19 protein-coding genes and 4 pseudogenes are annotated in these 23899 nt (G+C 70.1%); 17 read left to right on the top strand and 6 right to left on the bottom strand.

Going from position 1 to position 23899, the window contains the following annotated elements; translation table 11 throughout:
* Window positions 1–9: 9 nt before the first annotated feature.
* From QEG98_RS08805 to QEG98_RS08770, 8 genes and pseudogenes are all read left to right on the top strand, one after another.
* A pseudogene (locus QEG98_RS08805) lies at window positions 10–168 on the top strand (FAD-dependent monooxygenase); the annotation flags it as partial.
* Window positions 169–293: 125 nt separating this feature from the next.
* On the top strand, window positions 294–1586 hold the full coding sequence (locus tag QEG98_RS08800; protein WP_316566382.1) for an FAD-dependent monooxygenase: 1293 nt from the start codon (window positions 294–296) through the stop codon (window positions 1584–1586).
* A 203-nt stretch (window positions 1587–1789) separates the two neighbouring features.
* Window positions 1790–3001: an endonuclease domain-containing protein gene (locus QEG98_RS08795; RefSeq protein WP_410477987.1), complete on the top strand. Its 1212-nt coding sequence runs from the start codon at window positions 1790–1792 to the stop codon at window positions 2999–3001.
* Window positions 2988–3987 (top strand): annotated as a pseudogene (locus tag QEG98_RS08790) (hypothetical protein). Before QEG98_RS08795 ends, QEG98_RS08790 begins: the two are co-directional and overlap by 14 nt.
* Window positions 3988–4007: 20 nt before the next feature.
* Window positions 4008–7529 carry a helicase HerA domain-containing protein gene (locus QEG98_RS08785; protein ID WP_316566380.1) on the top strand — a complete coding sequence of 1174 codons (3522 nt, stop codon included), beginning with the start codon at window positions 4008–4010 and terminating at the stop codon, window positions 7527–7529.
* Window positions 7530–7622: 93 nt separating this feature from the next.
* On the top strand, window positions 7623–9077 hold the full coding sequence (locus tag QEG98_RS08780; protein WP_316566379.1) for an anthranilate synthase component I family protein: 1455 nt from the start codon (window positions 7623–7625) through the stop codon (window positions 9075–9077).
* On the top strand, window positions 9074–9643 hold the full coding sequence (locus tag QEG98_RS08775; RefSeq protein WP_316566378.1) for an aminodeoxychorismate/anthranilate synthase component II: 570 nt from the start codon (window positions 9074–9076) through the stop codon (window positions 9641–9643). Before QEG98_RS08780 ends, QEG98_RS08775 begins: the two co-directional genes overlap by 4 nt.
* Window positions 9644–9698: 55 nt before the next feature.
* Window positions 9699–10484 (top strand): aminotransferase class IV, encoded by a 786-nt coding sequence (locus QEG98_RS08770; protein ID WP_316567852.1) that lies wholly within the window; start codon window positions 9699–9701, stop codon window positions 10482–10484.
* Between the two features lie 22 nt (window positions 10485–10506).
* Here QEG98_RS08770 and QEG98_RS08765 read toward each other — a convergent pair whose 3' ends face one another.
* A complete protein-coding gene (locus tag QEG98_RS08765) occupies window positions 10507–11307 on the bottom strand; it encodes a pseudouridine synthase (protein WP_316566377.1) in 801 nt (266 codons plus the stop codon).
* 184 nt (window positions 11308–11491) lie between these two features.
* On the opposite strand from QEG98_RS08765, the gene QEG98_RS08760 reads away from it, so the two are divergent.
* The 4 genes from QEG98_RS08760 to QEG98_RS08745 all read left to right on the top strand — a co-directional run bounded on the left by QEG98_RS08760 (window position 11492) and on the right by QEG98_RS08745 (window position 14693).
* Entirely contained in the window at window positions 11492–11929 is a 438-nt protein-coding gene (locus QEG98_RS08760) for a hypothetical protein (RefSeq protein ID WP_316566376.1), read from the top strand.
* 14 nt (window positions 11930–11943) lie between these two features.
* Complete coding sequence (locus QEG98_RS08755; protein ID WP_316566375.1) at window positions 11944–12372, top strand: phage holin family protein; 429 nt, start codon at window positions 11944–11946, stop codon at window positions 12370–12372.
* Window positions 12369–13295, top strand: coding sequence for a hypothetical protein (locus QEG98_RS08750; protein WP_316566374.1), 927 nt, complete (start codon window positions 12369–12371; stop codon window positions 13293–13295). Before QEG98_RS08755 ends, QEG98_RS08750 begins: the two co-directional genes overlap by 4 nt.
* 138 nt (window positions 13296–13433) lie before the next feature.
* Window positions 13434–14693, top strand: coding sequence for a threonine/serine exporter ThrE family protein (locus tag QEG98_RS08745; protein WP_316566373.1), 1260 nt, complete (start codon window positions 13434–13436; stop codon window positions 14691–14693).
* Window position 14694: 1 nt separating this feature from the next.
* On the opposite strand, the gene QEG98_RS08740 is transcribed toward QEG98_RS08745, so the two are convergent.
* Window positions 14695–15111: a DoxX family protein gene (locus QEG98_RS08740; RefSeq protein WP_090484245.1), complete on the bottom strand. Its 417-nt coding sequence runs from the start codon at window positions 15109–15111 to the stop codon at window positions 14695–14697.
* A gap of 121 nt (window positions 15112–15232) precedes the next feature.
* On the opposite strand from QEG98_RS08740, the pseudogene QEG98_RS08735 reads away from it, so the two are divergent.
* Together QEG98_RS08735 and QEG98_RS08730 are read left to right on the top strand one after the other, a co-directional pair.
* Window positions 15233–15757, top strand: a pseudogene (locus tag QEG98_RS08735) (AI-2E family transporter); the annotation flags it as partial.
* Window positions 15758–15786: 29 nt separating this feature from the next.
* Window positions 15787–16203 (top strand): annotated as a pseudogene (locus QEG98_RS08730) (AI-2E family transporter); the annotation flags it as partial.
* A gap of 68 nt (window positions 16204–16271) precedes the next feature.
* Here QEG98_RS08730 and QEG98_RS08725 read toward each other — a convergent pair.
* Window positions 16272–18227, bottom strand: coding sequence for a lamin tail domain-containing protein (locus tag QEG98_RS08725; RefSeq protein ID WP_316566372.1), 1956 nt, complete (start codon window positions 18225–18227; stop codon window positions 16272–16274).
* A gap of 160 nt (window positions 18228–18387) precedes the next feature.
* Window positions 18388–18858, bottom strand: coding sequence for a YqaA family protein (locus tag QEG98_RS08720; RefSeq protein WP_316567851.1), 471 nt, complete (start codon window positions 18856–18858; stop codon window positions 18388–18390).
* A gap of 219 nt (window positions 18859–19077) precedes the next feature.
* On the opposite strand from QEG98_RS08720, the gene QEG98_RS08715 reads away from it, so the two are divergent.
* On the top strand, window positions 19078–20235 hold the full coding sequence (locus QEG98_RS08715; RefSeq protein ID WP_090484253.1) for a hypothetical protein: 1158 nt from the start codon (window positions 19078–19080) through the stop codon (window positions 20233–20235).
* Window positions 20236–20431: 196 nt separating this feature from the next.
* On the top strand, window positions 20432–21550 hold the full coding sequence (locus QEG98_RS08710) for a serine/threonine-protein kinase (protein WP_316566371.1): 1119 nt from the start codon (window positions 20432–20434) through the stop codon (window positions 21548–21550).
* Here QEG98_RS08710 and QEG98_RS08705 read toward each other — a convergent pair.
* Window positions 21477–21803, bottom strand: a complete 327-nt coding sequence (locus QEG98_RS08705) for a hypothetical protein (RefSeq protein ID WP_316566370.1) — start codon at window positions 21801–21803, stop codon at window positions 21477–21479. The two genes, QEG98_RS08710 and QEG98_RS08705, sit on opposite strands and share 74 nt — an antisense overlap.
* Window positions 21755–22819, bottom strand: coding sequence for an MFS transporter (locus QEG98_RS08700; RefSeq protein ID WP_316566369.1), 1065 nt, complete (start codon window positions 22817–22819; stop codon window positions 21755–21757). Before QEG98_RS08700 ends, QEG98_RS08705 begins: the two co-directional genes overlap by 49 nt.
* A 100-nt stretch (window positions 22820–22919) precedes the next feature.
* Between QEG98_RS08700 and QEG98_RS08695 the strand changes: the two genes are divergently transcribed.
* Window positions 22920–23855 (top strand): LysR family transcriptional regulator, encoded by a 936-nt coding sequence (locus QEG98_RS08695; protein WP_316566368.1) that lies wholly within the window; start codon window positions 22920–22922, stop codon window positions 23853–23855.
* The last annotated feature ends 44 nt before the right edge of the window (window positions 23856–23899 follow it).

Genomic DNA, 23899 nt, shown 5'->3' with positions numbered 1-23899 from the left:
GGGAAGTCCATGTCGGCCGACATCGAGGAAGTGGATGTGGTCATCGCGGGAGGCGGGCCGGTGGGTGTGCTCACCGCCAACCTCCTGGGACTCCAGGGTGTGCGCGTGCTCGTCCTCGAACGGGAGGCCGCGCCGCACGGCCAACCCCGGGCCTTCTCCTGTGACGACGAGGCCCTGCGCATCTACCAGGCCGCGGGGCTGCTCGACGCGCTGAAGCCCGACCTGCGCCAGGGCCGCCACGTCACCTTCACCGGCGTGCGCGGCCAACCCATTGCCCAGGTCCAGTTGGGCCGGTGGACCTCGGCTATGGCCACGCGCCCATCTGGTTCTTCCACCAGCCGCTCCTGGAGAAGGCGCTGCGCGAGGGCCTCTCACGCTTCCCCGCCGCCGAGCTGCGCACGGGCACCGAGGTGGAATCACTGGAACAGGACGGCGCGGGCGTCACCGTGCGGTACCACACGTCTGGAGTCCGGCACGGGGTGCGCGCCCGCTACCTGGTGGCCTGTGACGGTGGGCGGAGCACGGTGCGTGCGCTGCTGGGCATCCCCATGGAAGGCCGCGGCGGCCAGGAGCCGTGGATTGCCATCTCCGGCACCGTGGCGGAGGAAGACGCCCCCGCCGAATGCCATGTCGTCTGCGACCCGGTCCGCCCCGGCTTCGTCGGGCGTGGTCCCGTGGGGCGGTTCCGCTGGGAGTTCCGCCTGCGCCTGGGCGAGACGGGCGAGGAGATGACGCAGCCGGGCACGATTCGCCGCCTGATTGGGCCTTATGTGAATCCAGACCGGGTGACGGTGGAGCGAGCGCAGCTCTACAGCTTTCATTCGGTGGTGGCGCAGCGCTGGCGCGTGGGCCGCACCTTCCTGGCGGGAGACGCGGCCCACCTGTTGCCACCCTTCATGGGTCAGGGACTGGTGTCCGGGCTGCGCGACGCGGCGAACCTCGCGTGGAAGCTGGCGTGGGTCCTCCAGGGCCGCGCCCCCGAGGCGCTGCTGGACACCTACGCCGTGGAGCGCCGTCCGCACGTGCGCGCCTTGCTGGAAGCCACCGCGCGGCTGGGCTCCGTGTTCACCGCGCGCAGCACGCCCATGGCCTGGGTACGCGACACCGTGCTCCGGGGCCTCCAGGCCGTTCCGGCCGCGCGCCGCTTCGTGGAGGGATTCCGCTTCAAGCCGGCGCCCGCCATCGAGGAAGGCTGGCTGCTGGGCGGCCGCCGCTCGGGCCGGAAGGCCGCGGAAGGCAGCTACCTTCCCCAACCGCGCGTGCGTCGTGCCTCCGGTCAGGAACACCTGTTGGATGACAGCCTGGGCTCCGGCTTCGCCGTGCTGAGTCGTGGCGGCAGCCCAGGGACGGAGGTGGCCCGGGAGCTGGCCGAATCCCTGGGGGCCCGCGCCGTCACCGTGCGCTCCGCGGGTGTCCCAGGCCTGGGCGACGACAGCGTGGAGGACCACACCGGCAGGCTGTCCGAGTGGTTCCGGGAGCACGGCGCGGACGTGGCCGTGGTGCGGCCGGACCGCTTCGTCTTCGGCGCGGTGCCCCTGGCTCGGATGCCCGAGCTGCGCGCGGCGCTGGGCGTGGAAGAGGCGTGAGCCGTTGCACAGACGACAGACATTGCAAGCACGGGGTCAGGAAGACCTCGGGATGCAATCCCTGACTCGCCCAAGCACAATCACTCCTAGCTGTCCACACCTCCCCAGGGGGTTGCATCGAGGTCCGTGAGAGGAGCAGGCTTCCAACCCTTCGCGAAGGCAGACCATCGCGCGACCTCGGGGGAAATGGCTTGCACCCACCATTGGATGCAGCGCTTCTCGGCTCACTGGACCGGCATGCCCGGAGACGCGCGCAAGGCATTGCAACGCTGAGCACGCTCGTCGGGCCGCCGGAGCGGGCGCTGACCGTCTGGACGGAGTGGATTCAGCGCCGGGGCTCGAGTGTCGTCATCGTGGATGGGGATGACGTGCGCGCCGTCGTCTCCGCGTGGGCGGCGGCGCTCGCCAGGGAACGGGACCTGCTGGGTGACGCGGAGGTGTTCGTCGTTCGCTCCCAGCCTCAGAACCCGGCACGGACGCTCCAGTTCCGAGGCAAGACGGCGCACCAGCGGCGCGTGTTGATGGAAGGCCTGACGCCCCCGCGGGGACAGTCCGCCACCTGGGAGCTGTGCCGGGCCCTGCTGGAGAGCCCGGCCCCGCCGCCGTCCGGTGTGCTTCCAGACGCGGTGAGCCAGGCCATTGCGCGCGCGCCGCTGCCGGCCCTCCAAACGCTGATGGCATTGGTCCCCGCCGGAAGCACGCCGGCCCTGCGCGTGCGGGCCGGCCCCTCTGACTTCCGGGCGCTCCGCACCGCCGCGGCCCTGTGCACCGCGGCCCCCGCGCTCACGACGGGCTGCGTGCTCACCGCCGAGGCACTCGCCGAGCACCTCCGGAGGGAGGAGTCCCACATCCTCGCCATGCTGCGGGAAGGCCGGCTGGACCTGGCCGAGCCGGAGCTCGACGAAGACACCCGCGAGCTGCCCGAGGCCGCGGTGGCGTCCACGCGCGTCCGGCTCCGGCAGGAAGGCTCATCCGAACAGGTCGTCGCGCTCTACGACTCGGCGGTGCGCACCATCGCCTCGGCCTACCGGGACGCCAATGGCCGCGCCCGGAGCGAGGCGGAGAAGTTCCTGCACGCCCGGCTCCAGGACCATGCCTCCACGCGAGGCCTCTTCGTCCTCAATGGCCACGTGGACCCGGTCGGAGGTGGCCGGAGGCTGGAAGTGGACCTGCTCTGCACGGAGCTGAACCTGGCCGTGGAAATCGACGGCTATTTCCACTTCCGCAGCCCCGACGGCTTCCGCCGGGACCGGCGCAAGGACGTTGCGCTCCAGTGCTCGGGCTACTGGGTGGTCCGCTTCCTCGCGGACGACGTGGTGACGCGACTGGAAGAGATTCTTGAAACCCTCGACACGTTGATTGCCACCCGCAGGGGTGAACTCACCGGGAAGGACGCATCGAATGGGAAGCGCTGACCACCGGCTGTCAGGCATTGCCTTATCCTGGCTCATGACGCGCAGCGAGCGGCGAAGTACGCGCAAGGAATTGGAGGATGCGCTCCGGCCCTTCGTGGAGCATCAGCTCAGCCGTGCGGAATGGAAGCTCCGCTTCGAGGCGCTCATGGAGGCGCTGCTGGGCGGAGGAACCGTGGCGGTGCGCGGGCGCAGCGGCTTGGAGCTGACGCCCAAGGGCCGGACGGAGGTGCTGCGCTTCCTCCAGTTGGACCAGCCGCCGCGCGGGCTGACGTGGAAGAAGCTGAAGGCCACGCACCTGGTGGCGCGCAGCCTGGACCTGCGGCCATCGAAGGCGGTGGTGGCGAGGATGAAGGGGCCGACGGCGTGCGCGCCGCCGCGCTTCAGCGCCAGCATGGGCTGGACGCCGAGGAAGGCCTCACCCTGGCGCAGACGCGGGACCGGTTGTTGTGGCGGCAGCTCGGCGTCGAGACGGACCGGCCCTTCACCCTGGGCGCGGTGCAGGCCCACCTGCTCGGGCAGATGCTGGACGCGAAAACGACGGACCCGCGCAAGGGTGTGGAGCAGCTCGCGGCCCGTGCGGCGGGCGCCCCCGCGTGGATGCGGAGGCCGTGCGCCTGTCACTGATGCGACGGTGGGCTGTCGCGCAGGACGACGGCGCCTCCGAGGACGCGCCGGCGGACCGTGCTTCCACGAATCCGGGGGCCCCTCCCGCTCCGGCTGCCTTCGCCGAGCGCGTGCTGTCGGTCGCCCGCGCCCTTCCCACGGGCCGCTTCGGCGAGAACAAGGTCTTCATCTCCCACGTGTGGAAGGCCCTCCAGCCGGAGTGGAGCACCCGTGAGGCCTTCGACGCGGCGCTCCTGGAGGCCAACCGAACCCGCCAGTTGTCCCTGACGCGCGCGGACCTCGTGTCCGCCATGGATCCGAAAGACGTCGCCGAGTCCGAGGTCCGGTCCTTCGGCGCCAGCTTCCACTTCGTCGTCGTCTAGCCCGACCCCAGGAGCGCCCCGTGGCCAACGACCCCCGCCTCGATATCTTCCTTGATGACTCTCGCGAGGTCTTCACCAGCGTCGAACAGGGCCAGCACATCTGGCAGGCGGACCCGTTCGACGTGGAGGCCCTCAACGCGCCGGCTCGCCGCTCCTTCAAGCGGCTGCTCGACAAGGCTTCCTCGGACACGCCCCCGAGCGCCGGCAAGCTGCTGCTCCTGCTCGGCGAATCAGGCAGCGGCAAGACGCATCTGGTGCGCGCCTTCCGCAACCTCGCGCATGGTCAGCGGAAGGGCTTCGTCGGCTACATGCCGATGACCGTCGATGCGACACAGTACGACCGCTACATCCTGTCCAACCTCATCGATTCCCTGGACAAGCCGTTCATTCGGGCGGGAGGCGATGACGACAGCGGGCTGATGCACCTGTCGGACGCGCTCATGGCCCAGTGCAACAGCGCGTTCGTGCTGCACCTGCAGGACGAGAAGATTCTGGAGGATGAGGAGCTGCACGGCACCATCCGGGCCGTGGCGGACGAGCTGCTGCTGGACCCTCGCTTCCGGGAAGTGGAAGTCGACCTGCTGCGCGCCCTCATCTACCTGCATCGAAGAGACCCTCGGCTCAACCGCCGCATCTTCCACTGGCTGCGCTGCGAGGAACTGTCCGAGGCGGACCAGCGCGTCATTGGGAACCTCATCCCGCGGACCGCCGACGATGCGCCGGCGCGGATGGTGGAGCACCTGGGACGGCTGATGGGCGGACTGGGTCAGGCGCTCGTGCTCTGCGTCGACCAGGTCGAGGACGTCAGCGACTTCGAACAGCGCCCACAGATGGAGAACTCCTTCCGGCGCGCGATGAACAGCCTGGCGGCCATCGCGAGCAAGGTGCCTCGCGCGGTCGTGGTCTTCTGCTGCCTCGCCGACTACTGGGCGAAAATGAAGCCCCTGCTCAACCAGGGAACGGTGGATCGCATCGAGAACGACCCCGAGCCCGTGACGCTGGAGCGGACCGTGACGGCCGAAACGGCCAGGGACCTCGCGGCGCGGCGACTTCAAGACCTGTTCGAACAGCGAGGCTTCACGGTCTCCCCGTCGGACCCGACCTGGCCCATTCCAGCGAACGGCTTCGACGCGCTGGGCGGACACCGCGCCCGTGATGTCCTGGATGAGTGCCGCCGCTACCGCGACCGCGCTATCCAGGACGGCAAGCTGCCCGCCAGCTTCCCGCTGCAACGTCCCCAGGGCCCGGACGTGGCGACGCCACCTGTGGCGCAGCAGCCGCAAGCCTCCAAGCTGGATATGGACCAGCTGTGGACGGACTTCCGCGCCACCCTGCGAATTGACCCGCCCGAAGAGCCCGCGCGCGTCGCGGAACTGCTGGCCTGGGCCATTGAAGCCGGCGGCAAGGAGCTCGGAGACACGAAGCGCTTCGACGTCAAGCCCAAGGACAAGGAGATGCTGGACGTCCAGGTCCACCCGGAGGGAAGCAAGCTCCTCGTCGCGCTGTGTGAGCGGGACTCACGTGGCGGCGGCCTCGGCAGGCAGATGACCGAAGCCCTCAAGAAGGCCTCGGGAAAGACACCTGTGGTTGTGCGGACCACCGACTTCCCTCCGGCCCGCCCCGGCGGGGTCGTCGCCGAGCAACTGGGCGCGCTGCTCCGCAAGGGCGGACGCCGGGTCGTCGTCGGAGACACGGAGCTTCGGGACCTCATGGCCCTGCGCACCTTCCGTGAGAGGCATGCGGGTGAAGCCGCCCTCCTGGAATGGAGCCGGACGGCTCGCCCCATCACCCGGCTCAAGTCCGTGAGCGACATCCTGGGGCTGGAGAAGCCGGACGCCACGCCCCCGTCCTCCGGGCCAAAGACGTCCAAGACCCCACCCAGGGGCGGCACGGGTGTCCCGACGGCCAATGTCGGAGCCCGGAGCACCGCAACCAAGGCACAGACGGAGCTGTTCAACAGCCCACCGACGTTGCCGTATGGAACGCCTGTCCCGGCCGAAGTCCTCTCGGGAGCGAAGTCCACCCCTCCTGCTCGTGCCGAAACGAGCGCACTGGAGGCGAGAGGCGTGCGCTCCGCGCGCGAGCCCATCGTCTCCCTGGGGGACAGACAAGGCCGGGCCCAATCCCTTTCGGATGACCCGTTGCAGGACATCACCATCGAATCGCCGATGCTGACGGGCCGCACCATGACACCGCCCCAGGGCATGAAGCCCCCCATCGGCTTCAGGGGCAACGCGAGCCCCTCCGCCCCGCTGCCCTCCCCACGTCCCTCGGAAACACTCACAGGACCACTGCGGATTGGCGCCTCGGAAGGTGTGTTCAGCCAGGTGGTGACCGTGGACCCGTCCGAGCTGACCCGCCACAGCGCCTTCCTGGGCACCACGGGAAGCGGCAAGACGACGCTGGCGCTCAACGTCCTGGAGCAGCTGCTCCTCCGCGGCGTGCCCGCCATCCTCGTCGACCGGAAGGGGGACCTCGCCGCGTACGCGCGGGACCTCTCCTGGGAGGAACATCTGGACGACCCCGCCCTCATCGAGCGCCGCCGCCTGCTGCGCGAGCGCGTCGAGGTCGCGCTCTACACCCCGGGCCGCTCCGACGGACGGCCGCTGGCCATCCCTGTGATTCCACGCGGCCTTGAAAGCCTGTCGCCGGAAGAGCGTGAGCAAGGTGTGCAGCAGGCCGCGGACGCCATCGCGGGCATGCTCGAATACAAGACCAGCCCCAATGACAAGGCAGCCCGGGCGCTGCTCTCGCAGGCCTTGCGCCTGTTGGTCCAGCGGCCTCCGGGCACTGAATTGACTCTGGAGATGGTCCAGAAGTTCGTCGCGGAGCAGGACGAGTCGCTCCGGCAGGAAACGGGGGGCCTGCCAACCAAGACGTTCGCCAAGCTCGCCCAGGACCTCGAAGTGCTCCGGCTCGACCTCCGCCCCCTGCTGGCAACGGGTGGAGAACGTCTGGATATCAGCGAACTGCTGGGGCTCGGCGCCGCGAGTACACCGGGCAAGACGCGCCTGAGCATCATCAGCACCAAGTACCTGGGAGACCTCAGCCGCGTCCGCTTCTGGGTGTCTCAACTGCTGCTGGAGGCGAACCGCTGGACCAGCCAGCACCCCGCATCCAAGCTCCAGGCCGTCATGCTCTTCGACGAAGCCGACATCTATCTGCCCGCGACGAGCAAGCCCGCGACGAAGCAGCCGATGGAGAACCTGCTCAAGCGCGCGCGCTCAGCGGGCGTGGGCGTCATGCTGGGTACGCAGAGCCCGGGAGACCTGGACTACAAGTGCCGGGAGAACGTGCGCACCTGGTTCGTCGGCGGGGTGAAGGAAGACAACGCCCTGAAGAAGCTCAAGCCCATGTTCACCGAGGCCCGCATCGACGCCGAAACCCGCCTCCCCGGCCAGAAGCCGGGCCAGTTCCATGTCCTGCGCGAGGGGAAGGTCCAGCAACTGAAAGCGGACCGTTCCGCGATTCGCACCGACCAGCTCTCCGAGGACGAAATCCTCAAGGAGGCACGCCGCACGCTGGAACGCGGCTCACGCTGAGCGCACGGAACGTTCATTCCACCGGGCCCCCCGCCCGGTGGGCCATGGACGACTCGAACTGGACGGAACGTTCCTGGTATCAAGCGCCTCGACATGAGCCGCCCGCCCTCCCCCACGCGCTTCCCGGACCGGACTTCCTTCGAGACGTTCGTAGCCCAGGGCTACAACCAGGTGCCCGTGGTGCGGCGGCTCCCGCTCGGGGCGCTGCGTCCCGTGGACCTCCTGCGAGCCCTCCCAGCGGAAAGCCGGTTCCTGCTGGAGAGCACCCGGGTCAGCGCCGAGGGGCGCTATTCGTTCCTCGGCGCGAAGCCCTTCCTGCGCTTCACCGCGAAAGAGGGACAGTGCTTCATGGACGGCGCGCTCCAGCAGGGCACGCCGCTGGAGGTACTGCGCTCGCTGCTGCGCCGGTGGCGTGGCGTGCGTCATCCCGGAATGCCGCTCTTCTGCGGCGGCGCGGTGGGCTTCTTCGGCTACGAGGCCGCGCACTGTTTCGAGTCCCTGCCCCGGCACCCACAGGACGACCTGCACCTGCCCGAAATCGACCTGTCATTCATCGATACCTTCCTGACGGTGGACCACCACGAGGGCCAATTGCTCGCGGTGGCCACGGGCTCGGACTGGGAGGACTGTGAGCGCAGGTTGGACGCGTTGGAGGCCCACGTCCGCACCGCGACGCCCACGGCGCCACGCGAGCCACCCGCGATGGACGGGCCCACCTCGGCGTATCGCTCCAACTTCACCCTCGATGCCTACCTGGACGCGGTCGAGCGCGTGCGCGAGTACATCCGCGCCGGTGACACGTATCAGGTCAATCTCTCACAGCGGCTGGAGGTGGACTTTCCCGGTGAGCCGCTCGCGCTCTACGAGACGCTGTCCGCCATCAACCCCGTCCACTTCGCCAGCTATCTCGAAGGGGACGGCTTCCACGTCGTCAGCGCCTCACCCGAGCGGCTGGTGCGCGTGGAGAACGGCCGAGCCACCACGCGGCCCATCGCCGGAACGCGCCGGCGGGGCACGCCCGAAGAGGAAGCGCGCTTCGTCCACGAGCTGCGCACCAACGAGAAGGAGCGCGCCGAGCACGCCATGCTGGTGGACCTGGAGCGCAACGACCTGGGCCGGGTGTGCACCTATGGCTCGGTCGAGGTAACGAAGCTGATGGACATCGTCGAGTACGCCCACGTCCTCCACATTGAATCGGAGGTCGTCGGCCAGCTCGCGCCGGGCGTGGAGCCGCTGGACGTGGTGGGCGCGCTCTTCCCAGGAGGGACGATTACGGGCGTGCCGAAGATACGCACGATGCAAATCATCACCGAGCTGGAGCCACATGCGCGTGGGCTCTATACGGGCTCGCTGGGGTACCTGTCCTTCACGGGTGATTTGGATTTGAACATCGTCATCCGCACGCTGGTGGTGAAGGACGGCCTGGCCTACGCGCAGGTGGGAGGCGGCATCGTCCACGACTCGCAGCCCCGGCAGGAATACAAGGAGACGCTCAACAAGGCGCGCTCGCAGCTCCTGGCCCTGGCATCGGTGGGGACGCCGGGATGATTCTCGTCATCGACAACTTCGATTCCTTCACCTTCAACCTCGTGCAGGCGCTGGGTGCCCAGGGCGCCGAGCTGAAGGTGGTGCGCAATGACGCCATCACGGTCGCGCAGGTCGAAGCGCTCCGGCCCGACCACATCCTCATCTCGCCCGGTCCCTGCACGCCCCACGAGGCGGGCGTGTCCATGGACGTCATCCGGGCCCTGGGCGGGCGGGTGCCCGTGCTCGGAGTGTGCCTGGGGCATCAGTGCCTGGGCCAGGTGTTCGGCGCGAAGGTGGTGCGCGCACCGGTGCCCGTACACGGCAAGACGGCGGCCATCGAGCACTCGGGCCAGGGCGTCTTCCGAGGACTGCCCGCCCCCTTCACCGCGGCCCGTTACCACTCCCTGGTCGTGGACGCGGAGAGCCTGCCGGCGTGCCTGGAAGTGACGGCGTGGCAGGATGGGCTCATCATGGGCCTCAAGCACCGCGAGCTGCCGCGCCTGGAAGGCGTCCAGTTCCACCCCGAATCGTTCCTCACGCCCCAGGGGCCCCAGCTGCTCGCCAACTTCCTGGAGCCGGCGCACTGAGCGCACAGGAGGCCGCCATGTTCTCCACGGTCGCGGTGGACGGAGAGGTACGGCGCTGGGAAGAACTGCACCTGCGGGACTTCGCGCAGGGCTTCTTCTTCGGCGCGGGCTTCTTCACCACCTTCCGCATCGAGGCCGGCCAGCCCTGGTTCCTCGCCCGGCACCGGCGCGGCTGCGCGCGAGCCTGGCCGCCTTCCCCGGCGCCGTCCGCACGCCGCCGTCGGAGCACCTCGCGGAAGCCGCGGTGCGCGAAGCGATTGAGCGCTGCCTGCGAGCCGACGCCGCGATGGGCCCCGCGTTCCGAGGTGTGGGCAAGTTGTCGGCAAGTGATGGCCGGGTGCTGCTCACCTTCCGCGAGCACGCCCCAGACCTGGAGCGGATGCACCGCGAGGGACGAGCCCTGGACAGTCAGGAGCCGGGGGCATACCGCCGGGGCGAGGCCACGCTGAATCACAAAGGCCTCGCCTACTTCCGGCAGTTCAGTGTGATGGAGCGCCGGCCCCTGCTCGGCAATGAGGCCGGCGAGGTCTGCGAGCTGCCCACGGCCAACGTCTTCTTCCAGTGCGACGGGGTACTCGTCACGCCGCCTCGGTCCGCGCCGTGTCTCCCCGGCATCATCCGCGAAGTGCTTCTGGAGGCTGGACATGTGGGGACGCTGCCCATCTTGGAGCGGCCTGTCTCGTTCGCCCAGCTCGCGCAGGTGAGCGCCTGCGTCTTCACCAACTCCGCCCAGGTGGCCACCGGTGTACCGAGCCTCCTCGGCCGGCCGCTCCCCACCAGTCTGGCGCTGGCCCAGGGCATCCGGAGCCTCGTCGAGGCCATCGCGGCACGCGAGCGCTGAGGCCCACGCGGCGGGCGCCCCCTCAGGAGACGGAGAAGGACAACCCCTGAGACACTTCCTCGTCCGTCAGCAATCGCCACGCGCCCTCGGGCACGTCCAGCGTCACGCCGCCCACGGCCTCGCGGTGCAGGGTCCGCACCGGATGTCCCACCGCCGCCAGCATCCGCTTCACCTGGTGGTTGCGGCCTTCCGTCAGGGTGAGCTCCACCACGTCCGGCGCGCGCAGCCGGGCACCCGCGGGCCGCGTCGGGCCGTCCTCCAGCACCAGGCCCTCGCGCAGCCGGCGGAGCGCATCCTCCGGTGGCGGCCCCACCACGCCCGCCACGTAGCGCTTGGGCAGGTGCCGCTCGGGCGACGTCCCGTGTTGGACCAGACGCTCGTCGTTGGTGAAGAGCAGCAACCCCGTGGTGTCCCGGTCCAGACGGCCCACCGCGAGCCACTCATAGTCGCGCAGCGGATGGGTGAGCCGCTCACGCAGACATTCGAACACGGTGCCCACGCCTTCCGCGTCCGAGCCGTGCACCACCAGCCCCGCTGGCTTGTGGAACATCAGCGCCAACACAGGCGCCTCCAGGTGCCGCACCCGCCCGTCCACCCGCACTTCCATCCCCGGACGCACCGGCGCGAAGGGCTCGTGCTCCACCCGCCCATCGAGCGTCACCCGTCCCTCGCGGATGGCCGCTTCCGCCTGGGCGCGAGGCATCACGCCGGCCTTCCCCAGGGCCCTCGCCAACCAATCCGACCTTCCGGAGGCTTGCACGTCCTCCGGCCCCCTCCGCCGTGCCGCTTCCAGCCACCTCGGAGTCCGCTGCTTCCGCGCCATCTCCCCACGTCCTCTCTCATTCCACTCACTTTCGCCCGCGCCCTCCACCGCCCCCCCTGCCGCGTACCAGGCTCCGTCCAAGCCAGCCATGCAGCATGTCTACCTTCTGAGGCGAAGACACGCGGGGACGATGACCTGTGAAGCCCCCGCAACAGTTTCCCCCTCGGGACCTGAAGGAGTCAGCATGGGAAGCGTCATTGACGGCAGCATCCAAGGCAGCGGGTACGGGCAGCGCTCGGAAGAGGGCTCGCGCATCGCCCGTGGCGAGTCCGGTACGTCCGGAATCGGGCAGGCTGGCAAGGAGCAGGCGAAGCAATTGGGCAGCGCCGCGAAGGAGCGCGTCTACCACCAGGTGGAGAGCCGCCGGGGTGACGTGGCCAAGGGAATGCGGGGACTCGTCTCCACGCTGGAGAGCATCTCGGACAGGGACGAGGCGAAAGTGGCGCGGCCGCTGCTCGGCGGCGCGGTGGGACTGCTTCGCCGCACGTCCGAACGGCTGGAGAACGAAACCACCGAAGAGCTGCTCGCGGATGCCCAGACACAGGTCCGCGAGCGGCCCGGACTCTTCATCGCGGGGTGCGTGGCCGCGGGCTTCGTACTCGGCCGGCTCATCAAGTCCTGAGGGGAGCGCCCAGAATGGAACCCACGATTCCCCATCGGGACGGAGACGGCTTCGGAGCGCTCTTCTCCGAGTTCACCGAGCAGGCACGCCGCCTGGTCCGCGCCGAGGTGTCCCTGGCGCGCGCCGAGCTGCGAACGGAGGCAAGGAAGGCATCTGCCGGAGCGGGCCTGCTGGCAGGCGGCAGCGTGGTGCTGCACCTGGGGGGCATCGCCTTTGTCGCCTTCCTGGTGGCGGTGCTGGCGGAGGCCCTGCCTCTCTGGGCCGCCGCCCTCATCGTCGCGGCGGTGCTGCTCGCGGTGGGCGGCGCCATGGCCTGGAGCGGGCGCCAGCGAATGAAGCGGGTCCACGGACCTGAACGAACGATTCAAACCCTCAAGGAGGATGGGCGATGGACGAGCAGGACCGCGCACTCCATGAAATCGCAGATGCACGGGCACGCATGAGCGAACTCGCGGACGAAATGGCCCGGAAGGCGGAACCCGACCGGCTGAAGGAACGTGCCCGTGAGGTCGCCACGCACAAGGCCACCGAGCTCAAGCAGCACGCGAAGGAGGCCGCCGTGGAGAAAGCCACGGAACTCAAGACGCAGGCCAGGGAGACACTGATGCACAAGAGCATGGAATTGAAGGAACGGGCCGACTCGCCCAAGGGCTGGAGCCTGCTCGGCGCCCTCGTGGGAGCGGGCGTTGGCTCGGCCCTGATGCGCAAGGCCTTCACCACACGCGCGGCGCGGCAGGACAGCGAGTTCGCATGGGAGAGAGGCGAACGGTGGCGCTACGACGGCCTGCGCGCCGGCCGAGACGACCTGCGCTCCACCGGGGAAGAGGCCATGGGCACCGGGGCTGGCGGCGATGGCCCTCTCACCGACATGAAGGCCAGCGCCAGCGACAAGGCGCATGAGGTGAAGGACAAGGCGCATGAGGTGAAGGACAAGGCGCTCGACAAGGCCACCGAGATTCGGGAGCGGACCGCGGGCGTCGTGCACAAGGCCCGGGAGCGGGCATCCCATGCGCGCGAGCGGGTGCCCTCGCGCGAAGCCGTCCAGCATCAGGCCGCTGACTGGCTCAACCGCACGGTGGATGAGCAACCCCTGCTCCTGGCCGTGGGCGGCATCACGCTGGGCATGCTGGCGTCCACCCTGCTGCCTGTGACTGGCAAGGAGCGCAAGCTCATCGAACCCGCGAAGCGCCGCGCGACGGAAGGTGTCTCCCAGCTCGGTGGGCAACTCCAGGAAAAGCTCCAGGAAGAGGAACAGCAAGCGCCTGGCGGCCCCGGGAGCTCGAATCAGACAGCGTCCGACACCTCCAGCGTCAGCGCGAGCCACGTCGAAACGACCCGCGTGGAGGATTCAGGAAAAACGCTCTGATGGGCGGAACTCCCAGGAGGAGGCGGACCTGAACCCGCGACGTTGAAGGTGCGAGGCGCCGGGCCCAGGCAGGCGGGCCGCGCCCCTGGAACCAGGGGTGTGCCCCACTGCCGTTTGACTCAGCCTGGAGCCTCTGCCATGTGCGCCGCCGTGGCCGTCCCTCCTGAACTCCGCACCGCCGTCAGTCATCCCCCGCCGCCGGGCCCCGCCGTCGCCTTCACCATCCGGCTGGGCGAGGCGCTGCACCGCTACGGCACGCCCGCACATCGCCTGGAGCTGCTGATGCAGCGGGTGTCGGAGCGCTTCGGACTGGAGGGGCGCTTCTTCTCCACCCCCACGTCCATCTTCTCGTCCTTCGGACCGCCGGAGGCCCTGCGCACCTCGCTCATCCGCGTGGAGCCGGGGGACATGGACCTGGAACGGCTGTCGCTGCTGGACACGCTGGCGGACGAAGTCATCCACGGTCAGGTGCCCCCGACGGAAGGGGCCCAGCGCGTGGACGCCATCCTCGCGCAGCCCGAGCGCTTCGGCCCCGCGCTCCAGCTCCTGTGCTGGACGCTCGCGGGCGGCGCCGCGGGGCGGTTGTTCGGCGGAGGACTCAAGGAGATGGCGGTGGCCGCGTTCAGCAGCCTGCTCATCGGCACCCTGGGCGTACTCACCCGGAAGCAGCCCTCCACGGCCCGGGTGTTGGAGCCGGTGGCCGCCATCCTGTCCTCCGCCGTCGCCGCGCTGGCCGCGAGCCTGATGGGGCCGCTGTCCGCGCAGGTGGCCACGCTGGCGGGCCTCATCGTCCTGCTCCCCGGCCTGTCCCTGACGGTGGCCATCAACGAGCTGGCCACCCGCAACCTCATCTCCGGCACCTCACGGCTCACGGCGGCGGCGCTCGTCTTCCTCCAGTTGGGCTTCGGCGTGGCCCTGGGCAGCCGGCTGTCGGTGGTGCTGCCCGAGCCGCCCGTGGCGCCCCTGCCGCCCGCGCTGCCGGACTGGACGCAGCTGCCCATGCTGCTGGTGGCCATCTTCGCGGTGTGCGTGCTCTTCCGCGCGCGCCCCAGGGACTGGGGCTGGATTGCCGGAGCCTGCACCTTCGCCTTCGCGGGGGCCCGTCTGGGCTCGCTGCTGCTGGGGGCGCAGCTGGGTGCCTTCGTGGGCGCGCTGCTGCTGGCCATGGGCAGCAACGCGCTGGCCCGGCTGCGCAACAAGCCCTCCATCACCACGCTGGTGCCCGGGCTCATGCTGCTGGTGCCCGGCAGTGTGGGCTTCCGCAGCCTGTCATCCCTGCTGGAGCGGGACGTGGTGGCCGGCGTGGACACGGCCTTCTCCATGCTGATGGTGGCCGTGGCGTTGGTGGCCGGACTGCTGTCCGCCAACGCCCTGGTCCCCACGCGCAAGGTGCTCTGACTCAGCCCAGGCGGGTGACGTACACCGCCACCAGCGTCAGCAGGAAGTAGTGCACCAGTCCGCCCGCGCCGGCGTAGTCCTTCGCCATCCGCTGGCCGAAGAAGAGCGCCACCAAAGACACCGCGGAGAGCAGCGCGCCCCAGAAGGCCAGCGTCGCGCTGCCCGTGGCCACCAGCGACACCAGGCCCGCGGCGCTGAGCGCGCCCGCCGCCAGTTCCAGCACGGTGACGGTGGCCAGCATCAGCGGCACCACGCCGCGCAGGGGGCTCTTGGCAAAGTGGCCCGTGAGCCAGCCCAGGTTGCCCTTCCAGTCGATGACCTTGTCGAGGCCGGACTGGAGGAAGAGGATGGCCAGGAAGACGGCGCAGAGCGCCTGGAGCAGCCAGACAGTGAATTGGGTGGATTCGAAGGGCGGCATGGCGCGGCCACTCTAGCCGCCTTGGGGCCGGGCCCAAGCCTTCTTGGCAGGACAGCAGGCGGGCAGGCCAAAGCGTCGCCCGTCCCTACCCATCTGTGATGGCCGCCCTACCTTGACGGGTATGGCAACCGAGCAGACCGCCCGGCGGGTGTTCACTGGCCTCATCATTCTTTCCATCATCCTGCTGGCCCTGGTTGTCCGCCCGTTCGCCAAGGCCTTCTTCCTGGCGGCGGTGCTCGCGGGAACCTTCTACGGCCTCTACTCGCGGCTGAGCCGGAAGCTCCGCGGACACCACAACGTGGCGGCGGGGTTCATCGTCTCGGGAGTCATCCTGGCCCTGCTCCTCCCTCTGGGAGGTCTCACGGCCTTCGTCGTCACCGAGGTGTCGGACGGCGTGAAGTTCGTCTCCGACACGGTGCAGCGGGAAGGGATGGAAGGACTGATTGGCAAGATTCCCAGCCCCGTGCGAGGCCCGGTAGAGAGGCTGCTGGAGCGCATCCCCCTGGAGCAGGCCCAGCTCGACGAGACGCTCCAGCAGCAGGTGAGCACCCAGGGCGGCACAGCGGCGCGGGCCGTCACCGGGGCGGTGGCGGCGACGGGCTCCATCGCGTTCCAGACGGTGATGATGCTCATCGCCCTCTTCTTCCTGCTGACGGAGGGCGCGCGGCTGGTGAGATGGGTGGAGAGCGTCTCGCCACTTCGGCGCGGCCAGACGGGGAAATCCTGCGGGAGTTCCGCAGTGTCTCCGTGGCGGTGCTCGTCTCGTCGGTGGCCACCGCGGGCGTGCAGGCGGCGGCGGCGCTCGTCGGTTTCCTCATCGCCCGCGTCCCCGCGGCGCTCTTCTTCGCGGGCGTGGCGTTCTTCATGGCGCTCATCCCCGCCGTGGGCGCCGCCATCGTGGTGCTGGTCGCCGCGGCGCTGATGTTCTTCAGCGGCCACCCGTGGGCGGCGCTGTTCCTCGCCATCTGGGGCACGGTGGTGGTGGGGCTGGTGGACAACATCGTGAAGCCGCTGCTGGCCAGGCGCGGCATGCACCAGCACGCCGCCATCGTCTTCTTCGCGCTGCTCGGAGGCCTGGCCGCGTTTGGCACGGTGGGCCTGCTGCTAGGGCCCCTCATCGTGGCCTTCTTCCTGGCCCTGCTGCGCATCTACGAGCGCGACTACGGCCGGCCCACGCCGCGCCCCGGAGACCCGGCCACGCCCGGAGGTCCGAGCGGCGACGAAAGCCTCATCATCCGCCCGTCCGTGCTGTCGGCGGAGACGCGCGAGCGCGTGCCCCTGTCGCCCACGCCGCCGGAGAACCACTGAGGCTCCGCTGAAACAACACGGCCCCGCTTCCCGCGCGAACGGGAAGCAGGGCCGCGACACTTCAAGCGGGGAGGCTCAGAACGCCGGCCGGTGACGCGACGACCCGGCGAGGACTGCAGGCTGGACAGGCTGGTGTGCAGCACGAAGGTCGCCGTGGCGCCCAGGTCCGGGCTGCGGTTGGCGGACACGCCATCCGTGCCACTCACACCGGAGGACAGCACTGCGGACTCCACCACCGTGCCGGTGGCCGTCTTCACGGTGACGGTGTCACCGCTGTTGGACAGGCCCAGGGTGCCCGTGGAGGCGGACACCGCGTTGGGCGTGCCGGCCGGGATGCCCGCCGCGCCGCCGAACACCACGATGACGCCGCCCGCCGCCAGCGAGGTGCCACCGGGGAAGGTGTGACGCAGGCTGGCCGCGTCGGACACCGTCCACCCGCTCAGGTCCACCGCCCCCGTGCCCGTGTTCACCAGCTCCACGAACTCGCCCGCGACGTTCGAGCCCGGCTCGTTGACCATCACCTCGTTGATGATGACCTTGCCCGTGCCACCCGTCGGCGCCGTGGTGATGGTGAAGGCCGCGTTGCTGAGGTCGCTGACGCTCGCGTTGGACGCGTCGCTGACGCGGACCCGCGCGGTGGTGGTGGCGCTGGACGGCACCGTCCACGCGTAGCTGCCCGCGGAGGCGGCCGTGCTGGCGGCCAGGGTGCTCCAGGTGCTGCCATTGAGCGTGTACTCCAGCTTCACGTTCGTGACGCTGGTCGACGTCCAGGTGATGTCGCGCACGCTCCCGCCCGCCCAGCTCTCACCGCCGTTGGGCGACGTCACCGTGACGGAGGCATTGTCGCCGGGCGAGCTGTCACCCGGGATGATGAAGTCCTTGATGACGGCCATGTGCTGCATGCCAGAGGCCCCGCTGTCACCGGACAGCGCGGGCGCGATGTCGCTCAGCGGCGAGTAGACGCGCGTATCCACCACCAGGCCGTTGGTGAAGGTGCTGCCACCGATGACGACGGGCGTCTGGTACGCGAACAGGTCGCTGTCCACCAGCACGTGGTCATACGGGGCGTTGCGGCTCGCGTTGGTGTTGGTGTTGCCATTCTTGTCCGCCGGGTGCGGGCCCGCCGTGCGCACCACCTGGGACAGCGTGCTGAAAGCGGACTCGTTGCGGCTGCCGGTGTTCAAGTCTCCGCCGATGACGAGGTAGTCGCCCGCGGGGATGTTGGCCTTGATGCGGCTGACCAGACTGCTGGCCTCCGCGTTGCGGTTGCTGCTGCCCGTGGTGAGGAAGTGCACGCTCACCGCCCAGAGGTCCTTCGGGCCCGGCACGTCGATGCGCGCCCAGGCGAAGTCGCGGTTGGAGACGTACGGGTCATCCCACTCGCCCGAGGCGATGATGGGGTAGCGGCTGATGATGCCGTTGGGAATCTGCGCCCCACCCTCGCGGTAGTAGTGGAACTGCGTGCCGAACGTCGTGTCCACGAAGCCACGGATGTCCGCCGCGGAGTTCGACTTGTAGTTGAACTCCTGAATCATCACCACGTCAGCGTCCGTGCCCTGGAAGATGCGGATGCCGTGGCCCGGGTCGTAGTCCTGCCCGTTGCCGCTGGACGTGTTGGCCGCCAGCAGGCGAAGACGGACCTCGCCCAGCGTGTCCTGCCGCTGCCCGACTTCCGCGCCGTCGAGCTCCACGGACTCCAGCGCCGAGTCCTCGCCACCACACGCCGCGAGCACCGCCAGCAACAGCGCGGCGGCATGTCGCCGCCAGTTCGACTGCACATGGCTTGAAGGAGTTGCGTCGTCACGCATGATGTCCGGTCCTGCCCCCTGACAAGGAGCTGTTGAGTGGTCGGATGAGACATCCGCACGCTACCCGATTCACGGGGAATGCGATGCTCACCCGTCTCCTTTATCGAGCGGAACGCAGACACGTTGCGTGAAACATCGGTGAAACCGTCCGGGATGGGCACTACAGCGCGGCGGCGGCGGACAGGGCGACGGCGAGATAACGAAGGCCCTTGCCGAGCGCGACGAAGAAGACGAAAGGCAGCGGGCGCACCCCCAGCATTCCGCCGGCGATGACGAAGGCGTCACCCACCACGGGCAGCCAGGACATGACGAGCGCGGGCGCGCCCCACTTCCGCGTCCAGGCCTCCACGCGCTGCATGCGAGGCCCTTCCTTCTCACGGCGCCGCGCGTACCAGCGCCCCAAGGCGCCTCCACCACCGCCCGCCACCCACCGGCCCAGCACGTAGAGCGACAGCGCGCCCAGCACGTTGCCCATGGTGGCCACTCCGATGGCGGTGACGGGCGCCGTCCCGCCGTAGACGAGCGCGGCCAGCAGCGCCTCCGACGGCACTGGCACCACGGAGCCCGCAAGCATCGCGATGAGGAACAGCCCCGGGAGGCCCCAGGTGGCGAGTACGGACGGGTCGGGCATCAACGATTCGGAGGTGAGGGCCCCCAAGCCTGCCATGCCCCCCGCCGCGGCGCACGCGCTCAGACGCCCAGGGCGCAAGGTCTGCGCTCCATCCCACCCGCACGCAGGAATTGCGCCCCATCCCCGCCCGCGGACAGGTGTCCCAGGGGAGAGAAGGCCACGGCGCAGCGCTTGCTATGGGGAGGGGCATACACCCGAAAGGGAAGGAACGCCGCGCCCATGAGCAGCACCGTTGCCCCAGTCCCGAGCCCGAGCCAGAGCTCCGACCTCCGCCTCGTGCCGGTGGAGATTGCCCCCGAGACGTTCTGGGTGGGCAAGCGCGAGCCCGGCAACATCTTCTACGCCAACCCCTACCTGCTGCGCTTCCGCGGTACGGACAAGAAGACGCAGCGGCCCACGGAGTTCAACCTCCTCATCGATCCGGGCTCGAGCAGCGACTTCTCCACCATCCACACCAAGGTGACGTCGCTCATTGGTGGCATGGAGCGGCTGTCGGCCATGTTCATCAACCACCAGGACCCGGACGTGGGCTCGTCGGCGAGCATCATCTCCGCGCGCTACGCGCCCCGGGCCGGGCTGCTGTGCTCGGAGGACACCTGGCGGCTCATCGTCCACCAGAACCTGCCGCGCCACCGCTTCATCCCCACGGAGAAGTTCGCGCAGGGCCTCAGCGTGCCCACGGGCCACCGGTTGCTGCCGGTTCCCTCGCCCTTCTGCCACTTCCGCGGCGCCGTCATGCTCTATGACCCGCAGACGCGCGTGCTCTTCACCGGAGACCTCTTCGGCGGGCTCACGGACTCCAACGCCAAGGGCATCTGGGCGGACGAATCCGACTGGGCGGGCATCCGCGCCTTCCATCAAATCTACATGCCGGTGAACTCCGCGCTGCAACGCACGGTGGCGGCCATCCGCAAGCTGGAGCCGGGCGTGGAGATGATTGCGCCGCAGCACGGCCGCATCATCCGGGGACCGCTGGTGCAGCAGTTCCTGGACCGGATGGAGAAGCTCCAGGTGGGCCTGGACATCATGGACGAGGCGCAGGACCGCACGCACCTGCAGGCCTGGAACTCCGTGCTGGACCGGGTGGTGGCGCTGGCGCGCGGCTACCTGGGCGACTCCGTGGAGGCCAAGCTGGCCGCGAGCCACGAGCTGTCGGACACGGCGCAGTACGACGGCACGCGGCTGGTGGTGAGCCGCCTGGGCAAGTGGACGCTGGAGCACGTGGTGGACCTGCTGTGCCACGGCGAGCCGCCGGAGATTGCCGGCCCCATCATCGTCGAGGCCACCAGCGCCGCGGCCGAGTACAACCTGCCCACGCCGCACCTGGACATCGAGGGCGTGGGGGCACCGTCCCACGTTTCGCTGCTCGACCCCTGACAGCGACGACTGCAGACGAGGGAGGCCGAGGTGCACTCGACCGACGACGAAGAAGGCGTGGCGTACCTGGGGGCGCCGCGCCGGAGCCGCAATTGCGGGTGACTCCGCCGCCGGCCATCGTGAAACCGCCGCCCCGCGCCGGCCTCCCCCTGTCCCGCAGCGGACGGAAACCCCTCCCGACGCGACGTTCCATCCGGTGACGCCACCACCGGCCCTGTCGCTCGGGGAGACCCTGCGGCCGGTGACGCCCGTGTCGCCGCACGGCACGCTGCTCCAGGGCATTGTGGTGACCGCGACCTCCAGCGCCGTGCGAGGCCTGGTGCCCGGCCAGACGGTGGCCCAGCGGTACCGCGTGGAGCGCTGGCTGGGCGCCGGGGGCAGCTCCACCGTGTACGAGGCCACCGACCTCCACCAGGACCTGCGCGTGGCCCTCAAGGTCCTCGCGGTGCCCCATGCGGATGCCTCGATGGTGGCGCGCTTCCGCCAGGAGGTGGAGCACGCCCGGGCGCTGGAGCACGTCAACATCCTGCGTGTCTTCGATGTGGGCGTGGACGGCGAGCGGCACTTCCTCACCGTGGAGTTGCTGGATGGCGTGGATTTGCGTCAGCGACTGATGGAGCGGCGCGCCACGTTGGCGGAGGCGCTGCGCTGGCTCACCCACGCGACGGTGGCGCTGGAGCACGCGCACGGCCGGGGCGTGCTCCACCGCGACGTGAAGCCCGCCAACCTCTTCATCACCCGCACCGGCGTGCTCAAGCTGATGGACTTCGGGCTCGCCAAGAGCACGCACGTCATGGGGACGACGGCCCAGGGCGCGGTGCTCGGCACGCCGGAGTACATGGCGCCCGAACAGGTGACGGGCAACCCCGCGGTGTCACCCGCCACGGACCTGTACGCGCTCGGCGTGGTGGCCTACGAGCTGTTCACCGGACAGCTCCCGTTCCGCCACCCGGAGCCCGTGCCGCTGATGTTCCTGCACGTCCAGGAGCGCCCCGTGCCGCCGCGCACGTTGCGACCGGCGCTGCCGGAGCCCTTCGAGCACGTCGTGCTGCGGCTGCTGGAGAAACGCCCCGACGACCGCTACCGGTCCGCGGCCGAGCTCCGCACCGCGCTGGCGAAGCTGTGGCCCCACGCGCTGAATGCAGATGCGTCGGTGACGGCACGAGCGCCGGCGCCGCCCCTCGCGCGCGCCCGAGCGCCGGCCCGGGAGGCGGCACGGGCTGAGCGGAACGTGCCCGCCGTCACGCCCCCGATGCCGCTGGCTCCGTGCTGCCCGGAGCCAACAGCGCCAACCCGAGCGCCGCGACGGCCGTGAGTCCAGCGGCGATGCCGAACTGCAGGGCGAAGTGCCCACTGGCCAGCGCGAGCAACGCCACCGCCAGTGAGCCGCCCAACAGCCGCGTGGCGTAGAGCGCGCTGGTGACGATGCCCCGGTGGTGCCAGGGCGCGCGGGACTGCGGTCCAATCAGCGACGTGCTGGCGGCGGGCCCCAGCCCCAGGCCGAGCACCGCCAGCCCCATCAGCGCCGCGGGCACACCCCAGCCCGTGCGGCGGCCAATGACAGCCACCCGGCCCCCAGCGCCGCCACCGCGAAGCCCACGCCGGCGCTCAGTCGCATGCCTCCGCGCACCAGCAGCTTCACGCCGAAGGTGGAGCCCACGGACCAGCCCAGCAGCATCGGCAGCAGCGCCAGTCCCGCCGCCAGTGGCGTGTGACCGCCCTGCTCCGTCATCCACAACGGCACCCACGCGGCCATGCTGTACAGCAACGAGCCGCCCGCGATGCCGCCCACGATGCCGCTGAGCACCGCGCGATCTCTCAGCAACTCCGCCGGGAGCAACGGAGACACCGTCGTGCGTTGCTGCCGCACCAGCAGCCAGCCCGCGCCCACGGCGGCCAGCGCGCAGGCCCACCGCAGGCTCACGGCCCCCGGCTCCAACGAGAAGAGGAGCAGCGCCGCCGAGGAGCCCGCGAGCACGGGCCCCCACCGGTCCATGCGGACCTCCGGACGGCGAGGCGGGTCGCGGTAGGAGAGGTACAGCAGCGCCGCGGCGAACAGTCCCACCGGCACGTTGACCAGGAACACCCAGCGCCACGAGGCGTGCATCACCAGCCAGCCGCCAATGAGCGGCCCCACGACGTTGCCCGCGCCCCAGGCCCCCGTGAACAGCCCCTGCACGGCGGCGCGCTCACGCAGCGTGTAGAGGTCGGCGGAGATGGTGAGCGTGGTGGGCTGCAACGCCCCCGCGCCCAGGCCCTGGATGACCCGGAAGGCAATGAGCCCCGGCACCGAGTCCGCCAGGCCACACAGCGCGGAGCCCACCAGGAACAACCCCATGCCCGAGAAGAAGACGGGCTTGCGTCCCAGCCGGTCCGCCAGCGTCCCGGAGACGAGCACGCCGACAGTGGAGGCAAAGAGAAAGGCGGAGAACACCCACGAGTAGAGGTGCTGACCTCCCAGCTCCCGGGTGATGGTGGGCATGGCACTCGTCACGACGGTGCCTTCGAACGCGCTGACCACCAGGGCCAGCAACACCGCGCCCGTCGCGGTCCGCCGCGCCACGCCTGGACGCGCGCTGACCATGGGCTCCGCTGTGACGCCGCTTCCGTCCATCACCTCTCTGTACGCCCCAGGCCCCCATGCGGAAACCGCATCTTCCGCATAGGCTTCTTGCGGAATCCGCATGACCTCCGAACAGCTCCGAGCCTTCCTCGAAGTCGCCCGGGCGGGACGCCTGGCCACCGCCGCGCGTGGGCTGGGTCTGTCCCAGTCCGGCCTCTCCCGGCAGCTCCAATCACTCGAAGCCGCCCTGGGCACGCGCTTGCTCGTCCGCACGCCTGGGGGTGCGGTGCTGACAGACGCGGGAGAGCGCTTCCTGCCTCACGCCCAGCGCGCCCTGGACGCACTGACGGCGGGCACCTCGGAGCTGGAGCGGCTGTCGGGGACGCCACACGGCGTGGTGTCGCTCGGCACGCTGCATACCGTGGGGGCGTACCTGCTGCCGGACATCATCCCGGCCTTCGCCCGCCAGTTCCCGGAGGTCCGGCCCCGGCTGAGTGAGGGACTGGCACCGGCCATGGAGGAAGGCGTGGCACGCGGCGCCCTGGACCTGGCCATCCTCTCCCTCCCCGTGCGGCGCGCGGACCTGGTGGCGCAGCGACTGTGGGAGGAGTCCCTGGTGCTCGCCGTCCCGCGTGGACACCGGCTGACGAAGTCAGGCAAGCCCGTGACGATGGACGAGGTCGTGGAAGAGCCCTGGGTCGTCATCCCCGGCATGAGCGGCACCCGGGCGATGGAGGCCGCCTGTGAGGCGCGAGGCGTGACACCCCGCCTGGCGGTGGAGACGGACAACGCGGAGGCCATGCGCCGCATGGTGGAGCGCGGCCTGGGCGTGGCGATAGTGCCGCAGTTGATGGCCCGAGACCACCATGCCCAGGGCTTCGATGTGGTGCCCCTGTCGCGCGCCGGGCTGAAGCGGCAGGTGGCGCTGATACACCGGGGCGAGGGCTACCTCACGGCCGCGGCGCGGGCGCTCAAGTCCTTCATCGTGGAGAGCGTGCGCGCCATGCCCGAACCCTGGGGCACGAGGAAGGCGGCTCCAGGCGCTCGGGTGCGCTAGCGTGCCGCGGCCGGTGGCGCCGTCTTCACGAGGCGAGCCCCATC

This window comes from Myxococcus sp. MxC21-1 (assembly GCF_032612255.1).
GTDB classification, from domain to species: Bacteria; Myxococcota; Myxococcia; order Myxococcales; family Myxococcaceae; genus Myxococcus; species Myxococcus virescens.
Note: the sequence above shows the minus strand (reverse complement) of the source record. Positions and strands in the feature narration are given on the sequence as shown.